Genomic DNA, 20,768 nt, shown 5'->3' on the forward strand with positions numbered 1-20,768 from the left:
ACCAGTCTTCCGCAAGGGAGTTGCGCCCACGGGTGAGCGCCCGCCGTCGCCGCACGGGCCGGGTCCCAAGGCCCCGCCGCCGTGCCCGGCCCGTGCGGGAGCCGTTCACGGGCGGGTGAGCGGCGCCGGACACCACACGTTCGGCGGACAGGTCATCCGCCCGGACGAACCCTCCGCTGGGCCACACTTGCCGCCGAACGCCGCGAAGCGGACGTGGTGAAGGAGGCGGACGATGGCCATTTCCATCTCTGTGGTGCTGTTGCTGTTCATCTTCGCGGTGATCTTCCTGCGCAACGGCGGGCTGAAGATCTCGCACGCGCTGGTCTGCCTGCTGCTCGGCTTCTATCTGGCGAGTTCCAGCATGGCCCCCACCATCAGCAGCGGCCTGGCGGCGACGGCGGACATCGTCAGCAGCCTGAGACCGTGACACGGGGCGTCGTCAGGCGCCGACGAGCCGGGAGCGGATGAGGAAGCGGACCCCTTCGGGGGCCTCCAGGGAGAAGCCGCTGCCCCGGCCAGGCACCACGTCCACGGTCAGTGCGGTGTGGCTCCACACCGCGAACTGGGCACGGGACATCCAGAACGGCACGGGCTCGGCCACGCCCTCCACCGCCAGCTCAGCCAGCAGCACGTCCGCGGCGCCGGTACGGAACTCACCGGCCGGAAAGCACATGGGGGCGCTGCCGTCGCAGCATCCCCCGGACTGGTGGAACATCAGCGGACCGTGTTCCGAGCGCAGTCGGCGCAGCAGCCCGGCGGCCTCCGGGGTGAGCGCGACACGCGCGGTGTCGCCGGACGTCCCCGGGGCCCTGGACGGACCGGGTGCCTCGGGAGCCTCCGACGGGCGGGGTGTCTCGGGTGTGGGGGGTGTCTCGGGGATGTGGGGCATGCGGTGCATGCCACCACGGGGGACGTTGCGACGGCGTTGCGGTCCCGGTGGTGCCGACGGCCCCGGCGGTACTGGTGGCCCGAGGTGGTCGGCGCGGGCCGCGGGCGGCCGTCGGATCAGCGGACGCCGTCGCGGCGCAGGACGGTGACGCGGCCGTAGTTGCAGCCGGACGGGGTGTCGGTGGGCGGGTAGGTCAGATGGGCCTTGAGCGCGACGCTCGTCAGGCTGAGCAGCAGGTCTATGTCGGTTCCGCAGTCCAGGTGCACGGTCGCCCACGGGGAGTCCGGCACCAGGCGTATCGCGCTGGAGCCCCCGAGGTCGTAGTGGAAGCGTTGGATGGCCCGCCGGGTGAGATGGAGGTCCACATCCCGGTCCGAGTGGAAGTGGACGATGTCGTCGCGGACGGAGCGGAGAGCCCGCCCCGTCCCGCAGCTGGCCCGGCTCGTGGTGAGGTCGGGCCAGGCCTGCAGCCGCTCCAGGGCGTGCTGAGCCAGAGTCATGCCCCCATCGTGGCCGGATCACCGCCCGGCAACCAGGGGTTGAGCGATTCGTAACCGGCATGTGAGGCCGGACGCCCCGCGCCCCCTCCGGCGGAGGCCGGAGGGGGCGCCGCGCGGAGGCCGCGCCGCGCCCCTCCCGGGGCCCCGGCGCCAGCGGGCCGAGGGCCCCGCGGAAGCCGTCGCCCGCGGGGGCCGGGGCGAACCGGGACGCGGCGGAAGCCCCGGGCGTCGAGGCGAACCGGGACGCGGCGGTGGGGCCCGTACGTCCCGCTGTCGGCCCGCGGGACGGCCCGGTGGTCCGCGACGCGGGCCCCGACGCGGCCTGTCGCCCCCGCCCGTCAGCCGTCCGTTCCCGGCACCGCCGACCGCGGTGCTCCGGCCGGACCCGGTGCCGTGTCCCGCCCCGCCGGAACGGGGGCCGCCGGATGGAGGGCTGCCGTGCCCCAGGAGGCGGCGCAGAGCGCGCGGTCCAGCTCCTCGGTGTAGACCGAGGCGGCGAGCCACGCCCGGGAGAACCGCCCGGCGTCGGCGGGCAGCAGCCGGCCGAAGGGGTCCCGCCCGCGGTCCGCGGCGGCACCGCGCAACTCGTCCAGGAGGTCACCGGCGGTCGTGAGGCCGTTGCGGCGCAGCCGCGCGCCGTCCGCGTCCTCGCGGTGGCCGGAGAAGGCCAGCACCCGCCGTCCGCCGGAGACGGCCTGATGGACCCGGCGGCGCAGCAGATGCAGGGGCGCCTCGTCGCCCGGCGGCGCGAGGGGTGCCCCCGGTGCCGGGGAGGGCGGGAGGTCCGCGCGGCGCAGCCGGTCGAGCCCCAGGTCCACCCGGACACCGGGATCGGTGGGATGACTTGCCGCCAGCAGCAGTGCCCGCGGCACCGGACCGGGGGTGAGACGGGCGATCACCCGCAGCCGGAGGCCCCCGGCCGAGGCGAGCAGCCGCAGGTTCTCCCGGTACGGCAGCGCCGGGTCGTCGTGGGCGGCGGCCAGCCGCACCGCCACCCCGCCGCAGTGGGCCACCAGGCACTCGCCCGCCGCCTCGCGCACCGTCCCGGCCGTCGTCACGTCGAGGAACAGCAGGTCCTGACCGGACGTCAGGGCCCGGGAGACCTGCTCGGCCACCGGCACCGCCCACAGCCGGTCCAGCGGCTCCTCGTGCCAGCCGGCCCCGGAGGCGCGCACCGCCCGTACGCCCGCACCCGCTCCGAGCCGCCCCGTCGGGGAGACCGTCGCGCCGGACACCGCGAGCCCCGCGCGGGAGAGTTCCCGGTGGGTCAGGGTGGTGTCCCCGATCCGCACGCCGCGGTCGGCGGCGCCCGTCGCCCGGCCCGCGCCGCCCGGTGCGACGTCGGACACCGTGCAGAGCCTGCCCCGGGCGTCGGCGGTCCAGGTGACCGCGCCCGCGTACCCGCTGGTGGTGAGGACGGGTTCGGAGAACAGGCCGTACAGCCGCAGCGAGCCGTCCGGGGTGTACGGCTGCCGCGCCGCGCCGCGCAACTCGGCCAGCTCCGGGCCGGTCGCGAGGGGGAGGCGGTGGGCGGCGGCCAGGACGTCGCAGAGCCCGGCGGCCAGGTCCGCCAGCCGGTGGGAGGGATCGCCGCTCCGTGCCGCGCGCACCGCCGTCACCACGGCGACGGCGCGTCCGGCCGCTCTCGGCAGCCCCGCGAGCCGCGCGGTGTGCGCCGCGCGCAGCAGCTCGGCCTGGAGCACGGCACCGGCCCCGTCCGCTCCGGCCTCCAGGACGGCGGTCGCCGCGTCGCGCAGGGCCCGGGCGGCGTCCCGCTGCGCGGGGGTGGCCCCGGGGTCGGGATCGGGGTCGGCCGGTTCCGGCCCGGGGGAGCCGGGACGAGCCCGGCCCGCCGGTGCCGCGTCCGTGGCCGGGGCGGCGGGCGCCCGCCCGGGCGCCGTCGGCGTCGCCCGGTCCGGGGACGGCGCGCTGTCGGCCGGACCCGTCCCGGTGGCCGCGGACTCCCCCGGGCCGGGGGCGGTCCCGTCCGGGGGGCCCGGCGGCCCGGACGCCGGAGGCCCGGCCGCCGGGGGACCGTCCGCGTCCCCTCCCGTGCCGTCGGCGGCCGGGTACTCGGCGGGGTCCGCGACCGGCGCCGCCGAGGCCGCCGCCGCGCGGTGCAGGCAGTCCGGCGCCAGCAGGCACCCGCAGCGGATCGCCCCGGCGTCCGTCACCGCGCCGCCGGGCGCGTGGAGTTCGAGGTCCGTGTCGTCGTCGACGGCGATCCGCACCATGTCCCCGTCCCGGACCGCGGGCCGGGCGGCCACCTTGGCGACCCCCGCGTCCAGCCGCTTGCGCAGCCGGGGCGTCAGCGCCGCGACGAGTCCGGCGGTGACCGCCGGATCGACCGGCGGAAGGTGCGCGTTCATGAGATCTTCTCCCCTACCCAGCGGGCGAGTTCCAGCGGACTGAGGGCGGCGACCGGCATGCCCGCCGCGACGAGCTGCCCCGCCACGCCGGTGGAGTACCGGGGGCGTCCGGAGTCGTCGAGGCTGGCGCAGCCCAGCACCTGGCACCCGGCCCCGACCAGTGCCCGTACCTCGGCGAGCAGTCCGCCCAGCGGATATCCCTCCTCGAAGTCGCTGACGACCACGACGAGCGTGCGCGAGGGCACGGTGACCAGCTCCCGGGCGTGCCGCAGCCCCGCCGCGATGTGGGTGCCGCCGCCCACGCTGACCTCCAGCAGCAGCGACAGCGGGTCCTCGACGTGGTCGGTGAGGTCGATGACCTCCGTCGAGAAGGCCAGGAAGTGCGTGGACAGGGTGGGCACCCCGGCCAGCACCGACGCCGTCAGCGCCGCCCACACCGTGGACGCCTCCATCGAGCCCGACACGTCCGTCACCAGCACCAGCCGCCAGTCGGCGGCCCGCCGGGCCCTGCTGCGGAAGACGGGACGCTCCGGGACCACCCTGACCGTGCCGTCCGGCGCGCGGCGCGCCGAGGCCAGGTTGGCCCGCAGCGTCCTGGGCAGGTCCAGACCGCCGCCCGGCCGACGGCTGGGGCGCGGCAGCACCGTGCCGTGCAGCGCGGGGCGCAGCCGGGTCGACAACTGCCGGGTCAGCGCCTCGACCAGCCGCCGCACCAGGGGCCGCAGCGCGGCCAGCCGTGCCTCGGGCAGGCCGCCCGCGTGCCGCAGCACCGTGCGCAGCAGGTCGACGGAGGGGCGGACGCTCTCCGCGTCCAGTTCGGCCAGCACGTCCGAGCGGCCCGCGTCGGCCGCCGCCGCGAGGACCTCCTCTCGGATGCCCGGGCCGAACAGCGCCGCCAGCTCCTCCGACCACTCGCGCACCCCGGGGTAGGGGGCCTCCCGGCCGCCCGGGCCCCCGCGGCCGGTCAGCTCGCCCCGGCTGCCCTCGCCGCGGCCGTTGCCGTACAGCTCGTCCAGGGCGGTCGCCAGGGCCGCCGCGGACGGCGGCAGCCGGTCGGAACGGCGGCCCAGCACCAGCCGCCAGCGGTCGGCGGGGGCCAGCCACCGCTCCTCGGCGGCGGCACCCGCGGCACGCCCGGCATCTGCGGCGTCGGGGCCGGGGGCATCGGCGGCCCCGGGCCCGGGGACACCGGGGTCGGTCCCCTTTGGACCGGCGGACGCGCCGGGGACGGTGGTCGTACCGGGGGTGCCGGGGGCGGCGGTCGTGTCAGGAACGGTGGCCGTACCGTGGCCGGTGGCCGTGCCGGATGGGGTGAAACCGCCCGACCCGCCGGGCCCGGCGGGAGGAGCCCCGGCGGTGGCGGCCGCCCCGGCGGCGACGGTCCCGGCGGGCGCGGTGCCCGGGGCGGATGCCGCCCCGTCCGCCCCGTCCGCGTCGCCCGCCGGACCGGTCCCGGCGGTGGTCGGCGCGGGCAGCAGCCCCAGGGTGCCGAGGGCCGTCCGCGCGGTGAGGTCCGCCCCGGTCCACAGTGCCAGGGCGACGGGGTCCACCCCCGCGGTGTCGGCGAGGCGGCCGGTGTCCAGCCGCTCCTCGACGGCGGACAGCAGCCGCTCCCGGGCGGCCGGGCTCAGCGTGTCGAAACCGCCGCGCAGCGCCGGGAGCCGGTCCAGGAACTCCCGGTCGGCCAGCTCGGACACCCGGTCGAGCAGCGGGTCCAGCGCGGGGGCGGCCGACTCCAGCAGCGGACCGGCGGCCGTCAGCAGCCCGGTCAGCCGGGCGGTCAGCGCCGACCGCGACGCCGCGTCGCCGGCCGTGTCGAGCCAGGCGGCGACCCGGTCGCCCAGGACCCGGGGGTCCTCGTGGCCCAGCAGCACCCGGACGGCACCGGCCGCGCCCCGCATCAGCGGGGAACCGTCCCGGGCCAGCCGGGCCAGCGCGTCGGCCAGCCGCACCCCGCCGGACACGTCCGCCCGGTGGGCCAGCTCCAGCAGGGCGTGCGCGTCCGCCGGGTCCTCGGAACCGGTGAGACCGTCCACCTGGCGCACCGCCGCCGCCGTCAGCAGCTCGGCCAGGGCGACGGCCCGCACCGTCCGCTCCCCGGACGCGGGCAGCCCGGCGACATGGCCCGCCCGCAGCCGGTCCAGCAGCGCGAGCCCGCCCAGCAGTCCGGACAGGGAGGCCGCCCGGGGCAGCACCTCGACCGCCTCCGCGAGCCGCGCGTCCGTCAGCTCCGGGAGGCCGCACTCGGCGGCCCGGTGGAGGCCCTCCAGGGTCTGCTCCGCCGTCGGGCCCCCCTCGTCCCGCTCCGCGCGCCACCGCTCCCGCAGGACGCCCTCGGCCGCCTGCGCGGGGGTGACGCCCCGGACCCCGGCCGCCGACAGCATCGCCGCGGTCGCCGGTGTCCAGCGCACCTCCCAGCGGGTGGTCAGCGCCTCCGCGCCGCCCGCCCCGACCACCTCCTTCGGCTCCGCGTACGGCACCCCGCACACCGACAGCCGGCGCAGCAGCAGATCGCGCCGCCGGTCCGTGCCGGACCGGAGCGGGTCGAGCCGCAGATCCCGGGCGGGGCCGGTGGTGCCGGGGCCGGGCAGGCCCAGCTCCGCCACCTCGGCCTCCACCGCGGGGGCCAGACCGCTGCGGGGCGCGCCGGGCGCGGGGCGCCCGGTGCGGGTGCCGACGAGCACCCGCTCCATGGCCCGCGCGACGGCGCGGCCCCTGCCGTAGGGCTCGCCCTGGGCGAGCACCGTCTGCACCGCCTCCACCAACTCGCCCCGGCCCGCCGCGGGCAGCCCCCGCAGCCGGGCGAGGTCGGCGGCGAAGCGGGCGATCTCCCGCGCGTCCGCCGGCCCCGAGGGGTGGCCGAGACCGCGCAGCTCCGCGCACACCCGCACGGCGGCGCCGGTCAGCGCCTCCTCCAGGGCGGTCGGATCGCCCGCGGCCCGCAGCACCCGGTGCTGCCACTCCGGGTCCCGGATTCCCGCCGGATAACCCGACCGCTCGTCCAGCAGCGCGTAGGCGTACGGGATCAGCGAGGTGGTCCACCCCGCCTCCCGGGCGGCGCCGGGGACCCCGGCCCCGGGCTCCCCGGCCCGCGCCTCCTCCGCCTCCTGGACCGCGGCGGCCGCCAGGGCCGGGGCGTGGAAGGCGCCGACGACGACGGCGGCGCGCTCCCCGCGCGCGGTGGCGGCGGCCAGCCGGGAGCGCATCCACTCCTCCCGGCGCAGGTCCAACTCGGGCACCCCGCCCGCCGCCGCGGCCTCCTCACGCAGCGCCCACCCGGTCAGGAGGGCGGCCCTGCGCAGCGCCTCGGGCGGCGACCCCGGGGCGGTGGCCTCCACCAGCCGGTCCCAGAGGTCCTCGCCGGGGCGGCCGGTGAGCCGGGACCGCAGCGCGGCCCCCACCCCCGCCCGCCACGGCTCGGCCCCGGCGGCGGTCCCGTCCCCGGCGGAGCCTCCCGCCGGCTCTCCGGCGGACCCGTCCCCGGGGGTGCCCGGCACCGCGGGGGACGGGGGGCCGGAGGGCCCGGGCGGCCCGCCGTCCGGACCCCGGCGGCCCGCCGCCCACGCCCGGTCGGCCAGCGGCAGGTCGCAGGCCACGACCGGCACACCGTGCCGCGAGGCCCAGCGCACGGCGGCCAGTTCCGGGGAGAAGTCGGCGAACGGGTAGAACGCCGGCCCCGCGCCCCCCGCCGCGGACGAGGGCGCCGCGGCCAGGGCGACGGGCGCCCGGGTCTCCTCGTGGCCCAGCCAGGGCAGCCACTCCTGCATCTCGGCGGGCAGCTCGACCAGCAGCACGTCCGGACCGGCCGCGTCCAGCAGGGTGGGCACGGCCGCCGCCAGTGAGGGAGCGTGGTGCCGCACGCCGATGAGGTACGGCGCCGCCGGGTCGTCCGCGAGGACGGCCACCGCCTCCTCGGGGGAGAGCGGGGCGGACGGGGCGGGGCGGGGGTGCGGGATCGGGGACACGGGCGTCAGTCCTCCAGGACCGTGCGCAGGTCCCACAGGGTGCGCCAGGTGGCCGAACCCTGCTCCGCGCGCCGCCGCACCGGACCGTCCCAGTAACCGCGCAGCCGGGCCGCGTCGGCGGGATCGTCCTTGCGGACCACCCCGAGCAGATGCCCGGGCAGCAGCTCCAGCACGTCCCGGTCCCCCGGGAAGTAGGCCGCCGCCAGCCCCAGGGCGCCCGCCACCGCCACCGCCTCGGCGGTGCTCATCACCGTCGAGGGCCGCTCGATCTCCCAGCCCTCCGCCGACCGCCCCTCCCGCAGGTCCCGGAAGGCCACGACCAGGGCCTCCAGCACTGCGTCGTCGACCCGGAACGGGGCGCCCGCCCGCTCCACACAGGCCCGCGCCTGACCGCGCACCAGCGCCGTCTCCGCGTCCAGGTCCCCGATGGGGCCGACCGTCTCGAAGTTGAAACGGCGCTTGAGCGCGGCGGACATCTCGGAGACGCCCCGGTCGCGCAGGTTCGCGGTGGCGATCAGGTTGAAACCCGGCGCCGCGTGGGCCAGGGAGTCCTCGCCGCCCGCGAGTTCGGGGACCGCGATGCGCCGCTCGGACAGCAGCGACACCAGGGAGTCCTGCACCTCCGGCAGACAGCGGGTGACCTCCTCGACGCGGGCGATGCCGCCCCTGGTCATGGCCGTCAGCACGGGCGACGGCACCAGCGCCTGCCGGCTCGGCCCCTGGGCCAGCAGCAGGGAGTAGTTCCATCCGTACTTGAGCTGGTCCTCGGTGGTGCCCGCGGTGCCCTGGACGACCAGGCCGCTCGTCCCGCACACCGCCGCGGACAGCAGCTCCGACAGCATCGACTTCGCCGTTCCCGGCTCGCCGACGAGCAGCAGGCCCCGCTCCCCGGCGAGGGTCACGACGCACCGCTCCACCAGTGCCCGGTCGCCGACGAACTTGCCTTCGACCACCATTCGCCGCGGCACGCCCTCGGGCACCTCCGCGTCGTCCGGCAGCCGCAGCGCCCGGCCGCCGCTGCCCATCACGAACGTGACGACGGCACGCGGCGTCAGCCGCCAGGCGGGCGGGCGCGGCCCGGCGTCATGGGCCGCGAGGAAGGCCAGTTCGGTGGCGTACAGGTCCTCGGGCGGCACGATCTGCCGGGCGGGACCGGGGGCGGTGGTGGTCATCGGCGTACTTCCGGTGGATTCTGGACGGTGGTCATCGCTGGTGCGCGGGGCGGCCCCGGCGCGGGCCGCGCTCACCGGCGGCGGCCCTTGCGCGTGGCACGGGTGACGAGCTGCTCGTACGAGGGCGCGTCACCGGCGCGGACCCGGGCCCACGCGCGGGCGAACAGCTCGGGCACCGGCAGCGCGGGCACGGTGCGGCGGCCGGTGGCTATCGGGTACAGCCCCTCTTTCCACATCTCCACCGGCAGCGCAGGGGACCTGAGGTCGTGCCATCCGCAGGGCAGGAACAGGGTGCGGCCGGCCCGCGTCCGCTTCGCCTCCACGACCAGGCCGCTGGCGGCCAGTTCGGCACGGGCCTTCTTCAGCCGCGCGGGCCGCCAGCCCGTCCAGCGGGCGCAGTTGCGGTCCGTCGGATCGGGCAGGGCGAGCAACTGGAGGTAGAGCGCCGCCGCGTCCTCGCCCAGGCCGTGGGCCGAGGCGACCTCGGTGACGAGTTCCGGCACGCTGACCGTGGGGTCCTGCGGGACGCCCGTCGGCCCGCCGGAGCCCGGCCGGCCGGCCGCGACCGCGTCGGCCAGACCGTCCCCGAGGACCGCCCGCAGCGTACGCGGGGCCGCGTGCCCGGCGCCCAGGAGCCCGTCGAGCAGCCCGAGGGCGGGATCGTCCGGCCCGGTCAGCGCCGACGGCCGGATCAGCACCGACTCGTGTTCGCCGTACCAGGGGCGCAGGGCCAACGCGGCACCGGCCCAGGTGGTGCCGTCCGCGTCGGCGCCGCCGGTGGCGGGCAGACCGTACGCCTTGCGGATCTCGACGGAGGTGGAACCGCCCTTCTCCGTCCACCCGATGCCCATGTCGAGCAGCAGCCCCGGGTCCTCGAAGCGGCGGCGCAGCGCGGCCAGGCCCTCGGGGAGCGCGGAGCGCATCGGATGCCCGTAGGGCAGGGCGTAGGCGAGGGTGGCCAGGGCGGCGACCGCCTGCTCCACCGTGCTGCCCGCGGGGATCGCCGGCGGGTCCGCGGCGACCAGATTGCCGTCCTCGTCCGGCCGCTGCGAGGTGGTCCGGCTCAGCCACGCGGTGCGGGCCGGGTTGAGCACCGCCTCGGCGGAGCCGAGCGACAGGCCGTCCACGCCCACGGCCAGCTCCTCGGGCACCCGCACGAGGGAGCCGTGGCGCTCGGCCCACACCCGGCCCGCCCGGGCCAGGTCGGGACCGTCGGTCCAGAGCCCGGCGATCTCCTCGGGCAGCAGGGCGCCCACCAGCTCCGTCCGTTCCCCGACGGTCAGGGTGTCCAGCATCTCGCGGGCCGCGTCGAGCTGGCGGGGCTTCAGGCCCACCAGGGCGAGCGCCTCGGGGGTGAGCTTCTCGGGCTGTCCGGCGAGGAGCACCGTGGCCTGCAGATGGCCCACCGCGTCGCCGGTCTCCGCCGCCAGCGCGGCCGGCGCGGCGTCCTGCCAGGGGATGACGCCCTTCTCCCGGAGCAGCCGGGCCGCGACGGCCGGACCGCCGTCCGGCAGGACCGTGCTGAACCGGATCTCCCGTTCCAGCGCGAAGTGGGCGACGGCGCCGAACCGCCCCTCGGGGTCGTACTCGACGGCCTGCCAGTGGACGCGGTCGGTGCGGTAGTCGACCCGCTCGGAGTCGAGGACGACGACCGTGCGGCCCCCGCGGCGGAGCACCTGGCCCGCGCGCTGCTGCCGGTCGTGCGGCTCGCTCAGCTCGATCTCCCGCAGCACCCCTCCCGGAGCGGCGAGCGGCCCCTCGGCGAGCGCCTCGAACAGCAGGACCAGCCCCTCCCGTTCGGCCGGCGGCAGGGTCGGCGACGCGGCCCGGACGACCAGCCCGCGCAGCGCGGGGAGCAGCACCTGCCAGGGCACACCGGCCCGGGGCGCGGTGTGGTCGTCGCTGACCCAGCCGTCCGAGGACGCGGTGTGCCGGGCCTGGCCGGGCAGCGGCACGCCGTCGGCGGGACCGCCGGAGAGCACGTGGTTCACCGCGCGGATCTGGCGCAGCGTGTACCACTGGTTGTCGCTCCGGTACCCGCCCCACAGGGAGGTCATTCCGGCGACGGCCGAGAGCAGCGTCCGGTCGTCGCCGTGCTCGGGGCGGTACTCCGCGAACATGCCCTCGGTCCGCTTGCGTTCCTGCTGGGGGCGCTCGGCGGGCGGCGTCGCGAACGTGGCGGCCGAACCGGCGGCCTGGAGGGCCAGGTTCACCAGCGACGCCACCCCGGCGACCAGCCGCTTGTCGGACAGCTCGGGCAGGGTGCGGGAGACGGCGCTCCGGAGGGCGGCCTCGGCGCTGGGGACGCTCCCCTTGTCCGCGGATTCGGGGTCCCGCGCGCCGTCCTTCCGCGCGGCGGCGCTCGCCTTGGCGGCGGCGACCAGCTCCCGGCGCTCCTCCAGGGCCCGCGCCGCCTCGGTCAGCAGCTCCGCCGCCCGCTCGTCGCCGAGGGCGCGCAGTACCGCCGACGCCTCCTCGTCCCGGGGGCGCAGCGCGTGCCAGAAGGCGATCGGGGGCACCATCCGGGTGCCTCCGGCGTAGGAGCCGCCCTCCTCGCCGGGCGTCACCGAGCCCAGCTCACCGCCCTCCTCGCCGGGGGCGAGCAGGCGGACGTCGCGCCGCCGCAGGGCGACCACGGGCTCCGCGCCCCCGGGCAGCCGCAGGGCACCGAGCGGCACCAGACGCTGCCCGGAGGAGACGACCGTGACGGTGCGCCCGTCGGGCGTGCCCGTGGTGGTGCGCTGTTCGCCGCCGGAGTCCTCGGAGCGCACCCAGCGGCCCAGGACGGTGCCGTCGGTGCCGAACGGGCTGCCCTCCAGCCCGGGCAGCAGCGGCAGCATCTCGCAGCGGTCCTGGAGGAGCGTGGTGTCGTCCTGGACACCGGAGCGCAGGAAGGCGGGCAGGGACGCGCGGCCGTGCGTGCCGGTCGCGGGGTCGTACTCCAGCCAGAGGGGCCGCTTGCCCTGGTAGCCCTGGCGCCAGTGCAGGGTGCCGTCGGAGAGCACGGAACGGGACGCGGGCAGCACGGTGTCCCCGGCGTGCAGGGCGCGTCCGCCGGTGGCCCGGCCCCCGGCGGCCAGCGGGACCGAGGACGCGCCGGTGTCGAAGCGACGGTAGGCCACCTGCTCACCGGTGAGCGCGACGACCTCGGACGGGCGGGTGGACCAGTAGCCCTGCTGCTTGGCGTCCTTCCACCACAGCACCAGCAGTTCACCGTCGGTGTAGCGGAACTGCGGGCGCTGCCAGCGATCCAGGTCGGCCGGGAGCCGCAGGTCGTGGTCGAGGAGGATGCCGTCGGGGCCGACGACGATCGCCTTGCGGCCGCGGCTCACGATCAGGTTCGGCCACGCCTCGTTCACGATCAGCGTGTTGTCGTGGTCCTTCGGCGGCGCCTCGGCGTGCAGCCGGCCCAGGGCCTGTTCCAGGGCGGGCCAGTGCAGTTCGTCCATGATGCCGGCCCGCAGGGTGCGGCCCAGCACGGGCGCGGTCGCGTACGCGGCGACCCGGGCGACCGCCTCGGGGTTCACCGCGGCGGCCACCGCCCGGTAGGGGGCGAGCAGATTCAGCGTGGCCCGCGCGTCCGGAAGGCCCACCGCGCCGGTGAGCCGTGCGACCGTGCCGTCCAGCCATTCGCGCAGCACGTCGCCGAGCACCGGGTGGCCGGCCAGGTGCTTGAGCACCCGCGAGGTGTCCCGGTCGCGGCCGGCCCCGCCGACGGCGTCGAGCAGCATCGGCCGCAGCCGCGGGTCCGCCGCCGAGGCGGTCAGGTCGCGGTGGCCGGGCGGATTGTCCCGCACCCAGCGGTCCAGGCTCAGCCTGATGTCCGCGCCGGGCTCCGGGAGGGTGAGCGGGATCCGCTCGGCCGCGCACAGGTCCAGCAGGTCGAGGTCGGCGCCCGCGCGCCAGCGGCCCGAGAACAGGTCGACGGGCCGTCCGTCGGCACGCAGCCGCGGCGCCATGCGCGCCACCAGGGCGAGGGTGGCGGGGGAGCGGTCGGACTGGAAGCCGCCGTGCTTGCGGTGGGTGGCCCAGCGGGTGAGCCAGGCCGCGGCGTCGACCTCCAGCGGGTTCCCCTGGCCGTCCGCGGCGGTGCCGTCCTCGCCGGTGAGCAGGCGGTCCGCGCCGCACTCGACGAGCAGCTCCAGCCAGAACTCGTCCGCCTTGCCGTCCCGGTCCAGAGCGGCGGGCATGATCTCCAGCAGCCGGGCGCGCACCTCCGGACGCCGCGCGGCCAGCGCGGGCAGCACCCCGCGGTAGGCGGTCCAGAAGGACTCGGGCGCCCGGACGGCGGCGGGCGAGGCCAGCAGATCGGCGACGAGGTCGCCCTCCGCCCCGGCCCGGTCCAGCCCGGCGGCCTTGATCAGCGCCCGGGCGTCCTGCGGCAGCGAGGCGTAGGGCGGCATGCCGGCGGCGCAGCGCTCGACGGTGAGCTGTCGGAACTGCGTCCAGGCGTCCCCGGCCCGCAACCGGCCCGACAGGTCCCGCACGTGCTGCTTCAGCGCCTTGACCGTCAGCGCGCCCGCGAAGGCGAACTCCAGGAAGACGGCGCGCTGCCGCTCCTCGTCGACGGTGAGCGCGTGCACCCGCTCGGCGTCGCGCGCCTTGCCGAAGAAGGCGGCGGCGTAGGTGGAGTTGTCGTGTTCGAGGAAGACCCGGGCGGCCTGCTCGTAGAAGGTGGGCAGGAAGTGCGGGACGGCCCGGCCGAGCCGGTCCCCGAGCGCCTCGAAGCCCTCCTTCGCCGTGCCCGGACGGGACTTGGCCTGCCGCGCGAGCCGCTCGACGTCCTTGACCAGGGCCAGCGCGTGGTGTCCGTTGGCCGGGTCGTTGACCAGAGCCCACGCGGGGAAGCCGAGGGTCTCCCGGCGGACCTGCCCCACCTCGGGGCTCTCCTGCTCGCGGGTGAGCCCGAGGAAGTCCAGCGCGAGGTCCTCGGCCTCGCCGAGGGTGCCCGGCACGAGCCGCACGACGCGGCGGTCGCCCAGCGCCGGGTGGGTGTAGGTGCGGACGGTGAGGACGTCGGCGTCCTCGCCGGTGCTGCTGCCGGAGGGCAGGACGGCCCCGGCGTCCAGCAGCGCGGCGACGGCCGCGTCGTCGGGGGCGGCGGGTCCCTGGGCGGTGCCGGCCGTGCTCTGGTCCTGGGTGACGCTCATGCCGCCCGCTCCTCGTCCTCGATGTCCCGTCCGGCGTACAGCGCCGCCGCCATGCGCATGCCCTCGGACCAGGCCACCGGCCCGATCAGACCGAGCTTCAGCACTCGTCCCGCGGGGTCGGTCCACATCAGGGGACCGGTCTCCGCGTCGTCGTAGCCGTCGTAGTCGCCGACCCAGACGCGGGCCTCGACCGCCCGGCCGTCCTCGCGCACGGAGCAGATCGCGCTGCCGCCGCGCACGCGGTAGCCGAGTTGGGCGACCCGGCCGTGCAGGAACCGCTGCTGCTTGAAGGCGCCGCCCGCGTACTCCTCGACGGAGGTCGCCTCGGCGTCCAGCGCGGCGGGGCGGTGCCACACCTCGCGGAAGAGCTGCTGGGCCCGCTGCTCGACACCCAGCTCCACGGCGAACTCCCGCAGCTCCTCCAGGTCCTCCAGCAGGACCGGGTGGGGCAGCCGGACGAGGTCGGGGGCGATGCGCACGGTGTCCCCGTCGAGGTCGACGAGGCCGAGGCCGCGCTCGGGGTCGGCGTCGCGCAGGAACCCGGCGACCCGGCCGTCGGCGCCGCTGACCACGAGGTCGCGCAGGGCCGAGCGCCAGGCGGGGTCGGGCCAGACGCGGGTGAGGACGTCGAGGGGCACCGGGAGCGAACGCAGCATCCAGCGCTCCACGTCGGCCAGGCACTGGCGCTCGTGCCGCTCCAGCCATTCGGTGAGCTGCCGCAGACCGACGACCGCCGGGTCGTCCGCGAGCTTGGCGGGCACCGACTTCAGCCGCCGCCCCGCCGCATTGCGGCAGACCACCTTCCCGTCCTCCAGAGCGACCTCGTAGTCGCCCGCCGATACCCACCCCATACGTGCCTCCCCGCACCGCAGTGATCAAGTGCGGGGAACTCTAGGACAGGTCACTGACAACGCCGTCCGCGCCCTGTGGACGAACGGGGCCGTAGGCCTGGGGAAAAGTGCTCCATCCCAGGTGGGAGCGGGTGCGGCCAGGTCCACGGGGGCGGCGGACACGGCCCGGGGGCGCGTTCGCGGGGTGTGTCCCGCCGGTCCGTCGCCGCCCCGCCGGGGCGGGCCCGCGCATCGCGGACCCGCCCCTTCCGGCCGGGGGTCCCTTCCGTCCGCTCCCCCCTCCGGCCGTTCGCCGCGCCGGCCCCCCGGTCACCCGCCGGCCCCCCCGGTCACCCGCCGCGCCCGGGTCACCCGCTGACCCGCCGCGCCCGGTCATCCGTCGGGCCCGGCGCCCGCGCCCGCCCCGCTCACCCGGCCGCGAACCGGTCCAGCGCCGCGGCGGCCAGCGCGGCGACGGCGGGGCGCAGCGCGCTGCCGACGTGGGGCGCGAAACGGGGGGAATGGTTCGGGGCCGGTGGGGCCAGAGGGGCCGGTGGGGCCGGTGGGGCCGGTGGGGCTTCCCGGCTCCGCGCCGGTGTGCCCGCCGGTGTGCCCGCCGGGGCGGCGGACCGGTCCGGGGCCGGCCGTCCGGGGTCGGCGACGCCCAGCATCCAGTAGACCAGCGGGATTCCGCGCTGCCCGTGGAACCGGGCCCCGGCGTCGCCGAACAGGGGGAAGTCCTCCGTGGCCAGCGAGCCGGGCCAGGGCAGCACGCGCGAGGCGCCCAGCAGCCCGGCCTGGGCCCGGCGCACCGACTCGGTGGCCGTCAGGTCGGAGCGCAGGGCCGCCGAGCGGGACACCACCCGCACCTCCGGTTCCCGGGGTGCCCCCGCGGCGGCGCTCTCGGCGTGGACGGCGCGGTGCACCGCCGTCAGCAGCCGGTCGAGGTCGGCGTCGGCACGTGCGCGGAGCCCGACGCCGAGCGCGGCGCTCTCCGGGACGACGTTGGCCGCCGTACCGGCCCGGACCATCCCCACGTTCAGGGCCATCCGGTCGGCGTGCGGGCCCGTGCGCGCGGTCAGGGCGTGCAGCCGGGTGATGACGGCCGCGGCGGTGACCACCGGGTCCAGGGCGAGCCCCGGGGTGGCCGCGTGACCGCCCCGGCCGTGCAGCACCACCTCCAGCACCGCGCCCGCCCCCGTCACCGGGGTCCCGTCCGGGGTGTGCGCCACCGTGCCGGAGGGCAGCGGTGCGGCGTGCTGGGCGAGCACGGCCCCGGGCCGGCCGAACCGCTCGTACAGGCCGTCGCGGAGCATGGCCTCGGCGCCCGACAGGGTCTCCTCGGCGGGCTGGCCGAGCACCACCAGGGTGCCCCGCCAGCGGTCGCGGAGCCGCGCGAGCAGATCGGTGGCGCCGGCCGCCGCGGCCAGGTGCAGATCGTGGCCGCAGGCGTGCATGGCGCCGGAGTCGCTGGCGTAGGGCAGCCCGGTCCGCTCACGGACCGGGAGGGCGTCGAGTTCCGCCCGCAGCCAGACACGGGGGCCGTCGCCGTTGCGCAGGACGCCGACGACGCCGTGGCCGCCCACGCCCCGGGTGACCTCGCAGCCGGCCGCCGCGAGCCGTTCGGCGAACCGGCCCGCGGTGCGGGACTCGTGCCCGGAGGTCTCCGGGTGGGCGTGGAGGTCGAGGTAGAGGGCCAGGGCGGGGCGCAGCACCTCTCCGGCCCGGGTGAGGAGGCACGCCCCGGCCGTCGGCGCCGCGCCCGCGGACGGACCGCCCGTCGGCGCCCCGTCCGGCCGGGCACCCTCCGGCCGGGTCCCTTCCGGCGCCGGAGCGGCCGATGGCGGATCGATGGGGGACGGACCGGCCGACGACGGATCGGTCGGTGGAGGGCCGCCCGTGGACGGTCCCTCCGGTGACGGCGCGTCCGGCGGCGGAGCGGCCCGCCCCGCTCCCGGGCGCGGCGGACCGGCCGCCGGGGGGAGACGGGGTGGTGTCCCGCCGGGCGCGGGGCCCGGCGGGAGCGTGGTGGCGCGGCCGACGGGTGGCCGCGGCGGGGGAGGGGGCGGGGGGGACGGCGGGGTCATCGGCCGCTCCGGGGGACGGCCGGGCCCCGGCCGGGACACGGCCGGGGCCCGGGAGGCGGGAGGGTGTTCAGGGGAAGGGGTGCGGGGCGCGGCGGATCTCCGCCTCCGCGAGGTCGCGGTCCCGGAGGCCGCCCCGGCGCTGGGCGGTGCGCAACCGGGGCATGTGAAGGGCGCGTTGCCGGTTCCAGCCGAAGTCGATCGGCAGCAGCCCCGGCACGAGGGTGCTGACGGTGCGCAGCCCCATCCGCTCCTGCTCGGGCGAGGTCTGGTCGACGACGATGACGTCGTGGCCCGCCCGCACCAACTCGTCCCGGACCACGGCGACATCGTCCCGGAGATCGCGGGTGCGCGGCCGGAGCCGGTCCTCCCAGTCCCGGTACACCTCGTCGAAGGGGAGCGCCTCGGACGGCTCCAGATAGGCGCGCGCGTACTCGGCCATCCGGGGCAGCCCGTAGAGCTGGGGGTGGTCCTTGAGGTGCCGCACGAGGGAGAAGTCGTCGGCCATGGCCTCCAGTTCGACGTGGCGCTCGGCGGTCTGCCGGGCCAGGTGCGGGATGTAGCTCAGCACCTCGGACAGGGCGCCCTCGATGGCGGACCTCGGGTCCAGGGAGGCCGCCGCGGCGAAGGAGAGGGTGCCGGGGCCCCCGTCCCGGCGGACGCCGACCACGGTGACGGCCGGTACCGCCAGGTCGATCCGGTTGTCGAAGACCCGCACGTCGTAGCCCTGCAGGATGGCGCGTTCGGCCAGGGCAGCGGAGGCGGATCCGCCCACCGTCCGCAGGTCGACACGGGTGAGCGGGGCGGCCCCGTACCAGCCGTTGAGGAACGCGTCGCGCTCGACCAGCTCCAGCAGCCCGCCCAGCACCGCCTCCTCCGTACCGCCGCCGATGGCGCAGCCGTTGGAGCACTCGAAGACGAAGTTGTCGCCGGCCGGCGGGATGCTGTAGTAGACCAGCCGGGACGGCACCAGTACCGGGCGTTCGTCGCGCAGCGACCACCCCCACTCCCAGGGGATGGGGCGGCCCGGGTCGAAGGGGGCCACGGCCGGGTCGTCCCGGTAGGTCTCCTCGGCGTACAGACCGCACACGGCGGGGTCGACGGCGTCGGCCCGCAGTTCGTTGTAGGAGCCGACGACCGGGGCGGCACCGCCCCGGCGGTGGGTGCCCGCGTACCGCTCCAGGCCCTCCAGGTAGGCCAGGCGGCGGCTGGTGTCGAAGGAGGTCTCCTGTCCGCTCCACGTCACGTCGTGGAGTCCCGCGTAGCCCCGGATGAAGACGCTGCCCGCCACCGGCGCGGTGGTGGACGAGGTGACGTCGGTCCAGGTGCCCGCGCCGAGGGCGCCGCAGACCGGGTTGGCCAGGGCGTCGGTGGGCAGCGGGTGGGCGAAGGCGGAGCGGAGGCGGTAGGTGCCGGGGTCCGGCTTGGGGACCGGGCGCCCGGCGAACGGCCCGGCGGTGTCCGGGGGCTGTCGCCGTGCCGGGGGGCCGCAGTCCGGGCAGAGCGGATCGGCGAGCAGCGGGAACGTCCTGACCAGCAGGGTGGTCGCATCGACCCGGGTCACCTGGGGCAGCGCCCGGTCCGCCGGTCCGCTCGCCGGGGGCGTGGGCCCGGGAGCACCCCACAGGGCCTCGCACAGCGCGGCCACGGTGTCCCGGAGGTGTCCGGTGAGCAGTGGCCACGTCCCGGCCGGGCGGGGGCCCTCGGGTCCGCCGGTCTCCAGGGCGTTGCGCTCGCTGCGGCTGCGCAGCCGTTGCCAGCGGACGGCGAGGCAGCGTCCGCAGGCGGGGGCGGTGCCGTCGCCGCCCCAGGGGCCGAGCAGGACCGCGGAGGCGGTGAGGTGCACCCGTGCCGCCGGGCGCTGCGCCGCCCACGGGTCCGCGGCACCGGCGTCCCCGGCCCCGGTGCCGACGGCGCCGACCGGCACCACACGCGGGGCCCCGGTGCCGAAGCGTGCGTCCAGAAAGGTCTGGAGGGCGTCGCGGGTCTCCGCCATCGGGTGCGGGAGCGGCGGCGCGGGGCGGTGCGCGTCCGGGGAGCCGGGGCCCGGCAGCGGGCGCGTCGCGGTGCTCATGAGGTCTTCGTCCAGCGGAAGGTGCGCATCGCCACGGCGCCGAGGACGACGGTGAAGACCAGCAGTCCCGCGCAGCCGGTCGCGATGTCGGAGAGGTCGCCGCGCCCGGTCAGCGAGCCCGAGACCGCGTCGTTCAGATGGCGCAGCGGCATGACCAGGGAGAGCTTCCGCAGCCAGTCGGGCATCGAGTCCAGCGGGAAGAAGGACCCGGACAGGAACGCCATCGGCAGCATCAGGAAGTTGGCGATCCCGGCGACCGACTCCGGGGTGTCGGCGACGCTGCCGATGATGACGCCGAGCATCAGGAAGGTGATGATCCCGAGGACCATCACGGGGATCAGCAGCGGCCACCGGGAGTCCGGCACGAGGCCGAACCCGGGGAGCATCGCCACCCCGACGAACAGCACGGACTGCACCGCCCCCACCACCAGGGCGAGCACGAAACGGGAGCCGATGACGGAGGAGAGCGGGGCGGGCGACATGCGGATCATGCGCAGGATGTCGTCGGCCCGCCACTGCATCAGGGTGAAGCCGATGCCGAAGACGGCCGCGTTGGCGACGCCCCAGGAGAGCACCCCGGAGGCGGTGTAGGAGAGGTAGGAGTAGCCGCTCTCCTCCACGTCGCGCCCGCGGAAGATCAGCCCGAAGACGACGAGGAAGATCAGCGGGAAGGCGAAGGTGAAGAAGACGGTCGTCCGGTCCCGGACCTGGGCGCGGTAGCCCGCCGCGGTCAGCGCGGAGTAGGCGCTCATGCCTGCTGCTCCTGGTTCTCGGGGGCGGCGGGAGTCCGGCCCGGCCGCCGGGCGGTGATGTCGAGGTAGACGTCCTCCAGGCTGGGGGTGCGGGTCTGCACACCCTCCAGGCCGGTCACGGCGTCGAGCGCGGCGAGGACCCGGCCGGTGGCGCGGGTCTCCAGCACCAGGTGGCCGCCCTGCACGGTGACGGCCTCCACGCCCGGCAGGGCCGCGGCCTCGCGCTCGCCGATCCGGCCGAGCGGGACCAGCATCCGGCTGCCGGCGCCGAAGGTGCCGATGAGGTGCTGGGGTTCGTCGGTGACGACGAGCCGGCCGTCGACCAGGATGCCGACGCGGTCGCAGAGCGCCTCCGCCTCGTCGAGGTGGTGCGTGGTGTAGACGATGGTCCGGCCCCGCGCCTTGAGCCCGCGCAGCACCTCCCACAGGTCCCGGCGGCCCTCCGGGTCGAGGGCGGCGGTCGGCTCGTCCAGGAAGATCAGTTCGGGTCCGTGGACCAGGGCGGAGGCGATGGCGAGCCGCTGGCGCTGGCCGCCGGAGAGGCTGTCGACCCGCACCCCGTGCCGACCGGCCAGGCCGACGGACTCCAGGGTGGTGTCGACGGCCGCGGGATCGGCGCCGAACAGGGCGGCCACGGTGCGCAGATGCTCATGGACCGTCTGCCGCACGAAGAACGCCGAGGACTGGGTCTGCACCCCCATGCGGGGCAGCAGCGCGGTGTTGCGGGGCCACGGGGACTCGCCGAACACCGAGACGCTGCCGGAGTCCGCCCGGCGCAGCCCCTCCATGATCTCCACCAGGGTCGACTTCCCCGCCCCGTTGGGGCCCAGCAGCCCGAAGAACTCGCCGCTGCGGACCTCCAGCGTGACCTCGTCGACGGCCCGCAGGCCGCCGTAGCTCTTCGTCACACCGCTGACGGCGACGGCGGGTCGCGCCCCCTCGGCCGGTGTGGGGGAGGTGGTGCTCATACGGGTACCTCATTC

General features: G+C 77.4%; 12 protein-coding genes. 1 reads left to right on the plus strand and 11 read right to left on the minus strand.

The features are described 5' to 3' along the window. Window positions 1–232: 232 nt before the first annotated feature. Entirely contained in the window at window positions 233–427 is a 195-nt protein-coding gene (locus GTY84_RS15210; protein ID WP_161226796.1) for a hypothetical protein, read from the plus strand. Between the two features lie 12 nt (window positions 428–439). Here GTY84_RS15210 and GTY84_RS15215 read toward each other — a convergent pair whose 3' ends face one another. From GTY84_RS15215 to GTY84_RS15265, 11 genes are all read right to left on the minus strand, one after another. After that, window positions 440–889, minus strand: coding sequence for a DUF779 domain-containing protein (locus tag GTY84_RS15215; protein ID WP_161226797.1), 450 nt, complete (start codon window positions 887–889; stop codon window positions 440–442). A gap of 116 nt (window positions 890–1,005) precedes the next feature. Then, on the minus strand, window positions 1,006–1,389 hold the full coding sequence (locus GTY84_RS15220) for a luciferase family protein (protein WP_161226798.1): 384 nt from the start codon (window positions 1,387–1,389) through the stop codon (window positions 1,006–1,008). Between the two features lie 338 nt (window positions 1,390–1,727). After that, window positions 1,728–3,758 (minus strand): hypothetical protein, encoded by a 2,031-nt coding sequence (locus GTY84_RS15225; RefSeq protein ID WP_237532285.1) that lies wholly within the window; start codon window positions 3,756–3,758, stop codon window positions 1,728–1,730. Continuing rightward, window positions 3,755–7,723, minus strand: coding sequence for a DUF5682 family protein (locus GTY84_RS15230; RefSeq protein WP_345943440.1), 3,969 nt, complete (start codon window positions 7,721–7,723; stop codon window positions 3,755–3,757). The genes GTY84_RS15225 and GTY84_RS15230 overlap by 4 nt, the downstream gene beginning before the upstream one ends. Window positions 7,724–7,728: 5 nt before the next feature. Continuing rightward, window positions 7,729–8,895 carry an AAA family ATPase gene (locus GTY84_RS15235; RefSeq protein ID WP_161226962.1) on the minus strand — a complete coding sequence of 389 codons (1,167 nt, stop codon included), beginning with the start codon at window positions 8,893–8,895 and terminating at the stop codon, window positions 7,729–7,731. 71 nt (window positions 8,896–8,966) lie between these two features. Then, a complete protein-coding gene (locus tag GTY84_RS15240) occupies window positions 8,967–14,045 on the minus strand; it encodes a hypothetical protein (protein WP_237532286.1) in 5,079 nt (1,692 codons plus the stop codon). Beyond that, the gene (locus tag GTY84_RS15245; protein WP_161226799.1) at window positions 14,042–14,896 is read right to left on the minus strand and encodes a DUF4132 domain-containing protein; all 855 of its coding nucleotides are present in this window, start codon (window positions 14,894–14,896) and stop codon (window positions 14,042–14,044) included. The genes GTY84_RS15240 and GTY84_RS15245 overlap by 4 nt, the downstream gene beginning before the upstream one ends. Window positions 14,897–15,303: 407 nt before the next feature. Continuing rightward, window positions 15,304–16,590, minus strand: coding sequence for an amidohydrolase (locus GTY84_RS15250; RefSeq protein ID WP_345943441.1), 1,287 nt, complete (start codon window positions 16,588–16,590; stop codon window positions 15,304–15,306). A gap of 439 nt (window positions 16,591–17,029) precedes the next feature. Then, on the minus strand, window positions 17,030–18,955 hold the full coding sequence (locus GTY84_RS15255) for a TOMM precursor leader peptide-binding protein (RefSeq protein WP_161226965.1): 1,926 nt from the start codon (window positions 18,953–18,955) through the stop codon (window positions 17,030–17,032). Between the two features lie 74 nt (window positions 18,956–19,029). Beyond that, the gene (locus GTY84_RS15260; protein WP_161226800.1) at window positions 19,030–19,785 is read right to left on the minus strand and encodes an ABC transporter permease; all 756 of its coding nucleotides are present in this window, start codon (window positions 19,783–19,785) and stop codon (window positions 19,030–19,032) included. Beyond that, entirely contained in the window at window positions 19,782–20,753 is a 972-nt protein-coding gene (locus GTY84_RS15265; RefSeq protein WP_161226801.1) for an ABC transporter ATP-binding protein, read from the minus strand. Before GTY84_RS15265 ends, GTY84_RS15260 begins: the two co-directional genes overlap by 4 nt. Window positions 20,754–20,768 lie beyond the last annotated feature (15 nt).

Origin of the sequence: Streptomyces sp. SID8352 (assembly GCF_009862265.1) — a bacterium.
In the GTDB taxonomy this organism is placed as follows: Bacteria; Actinomycetota; Actinomycetes; order Streptomycetales; family Streptomycetaceae; genus Streptomyces.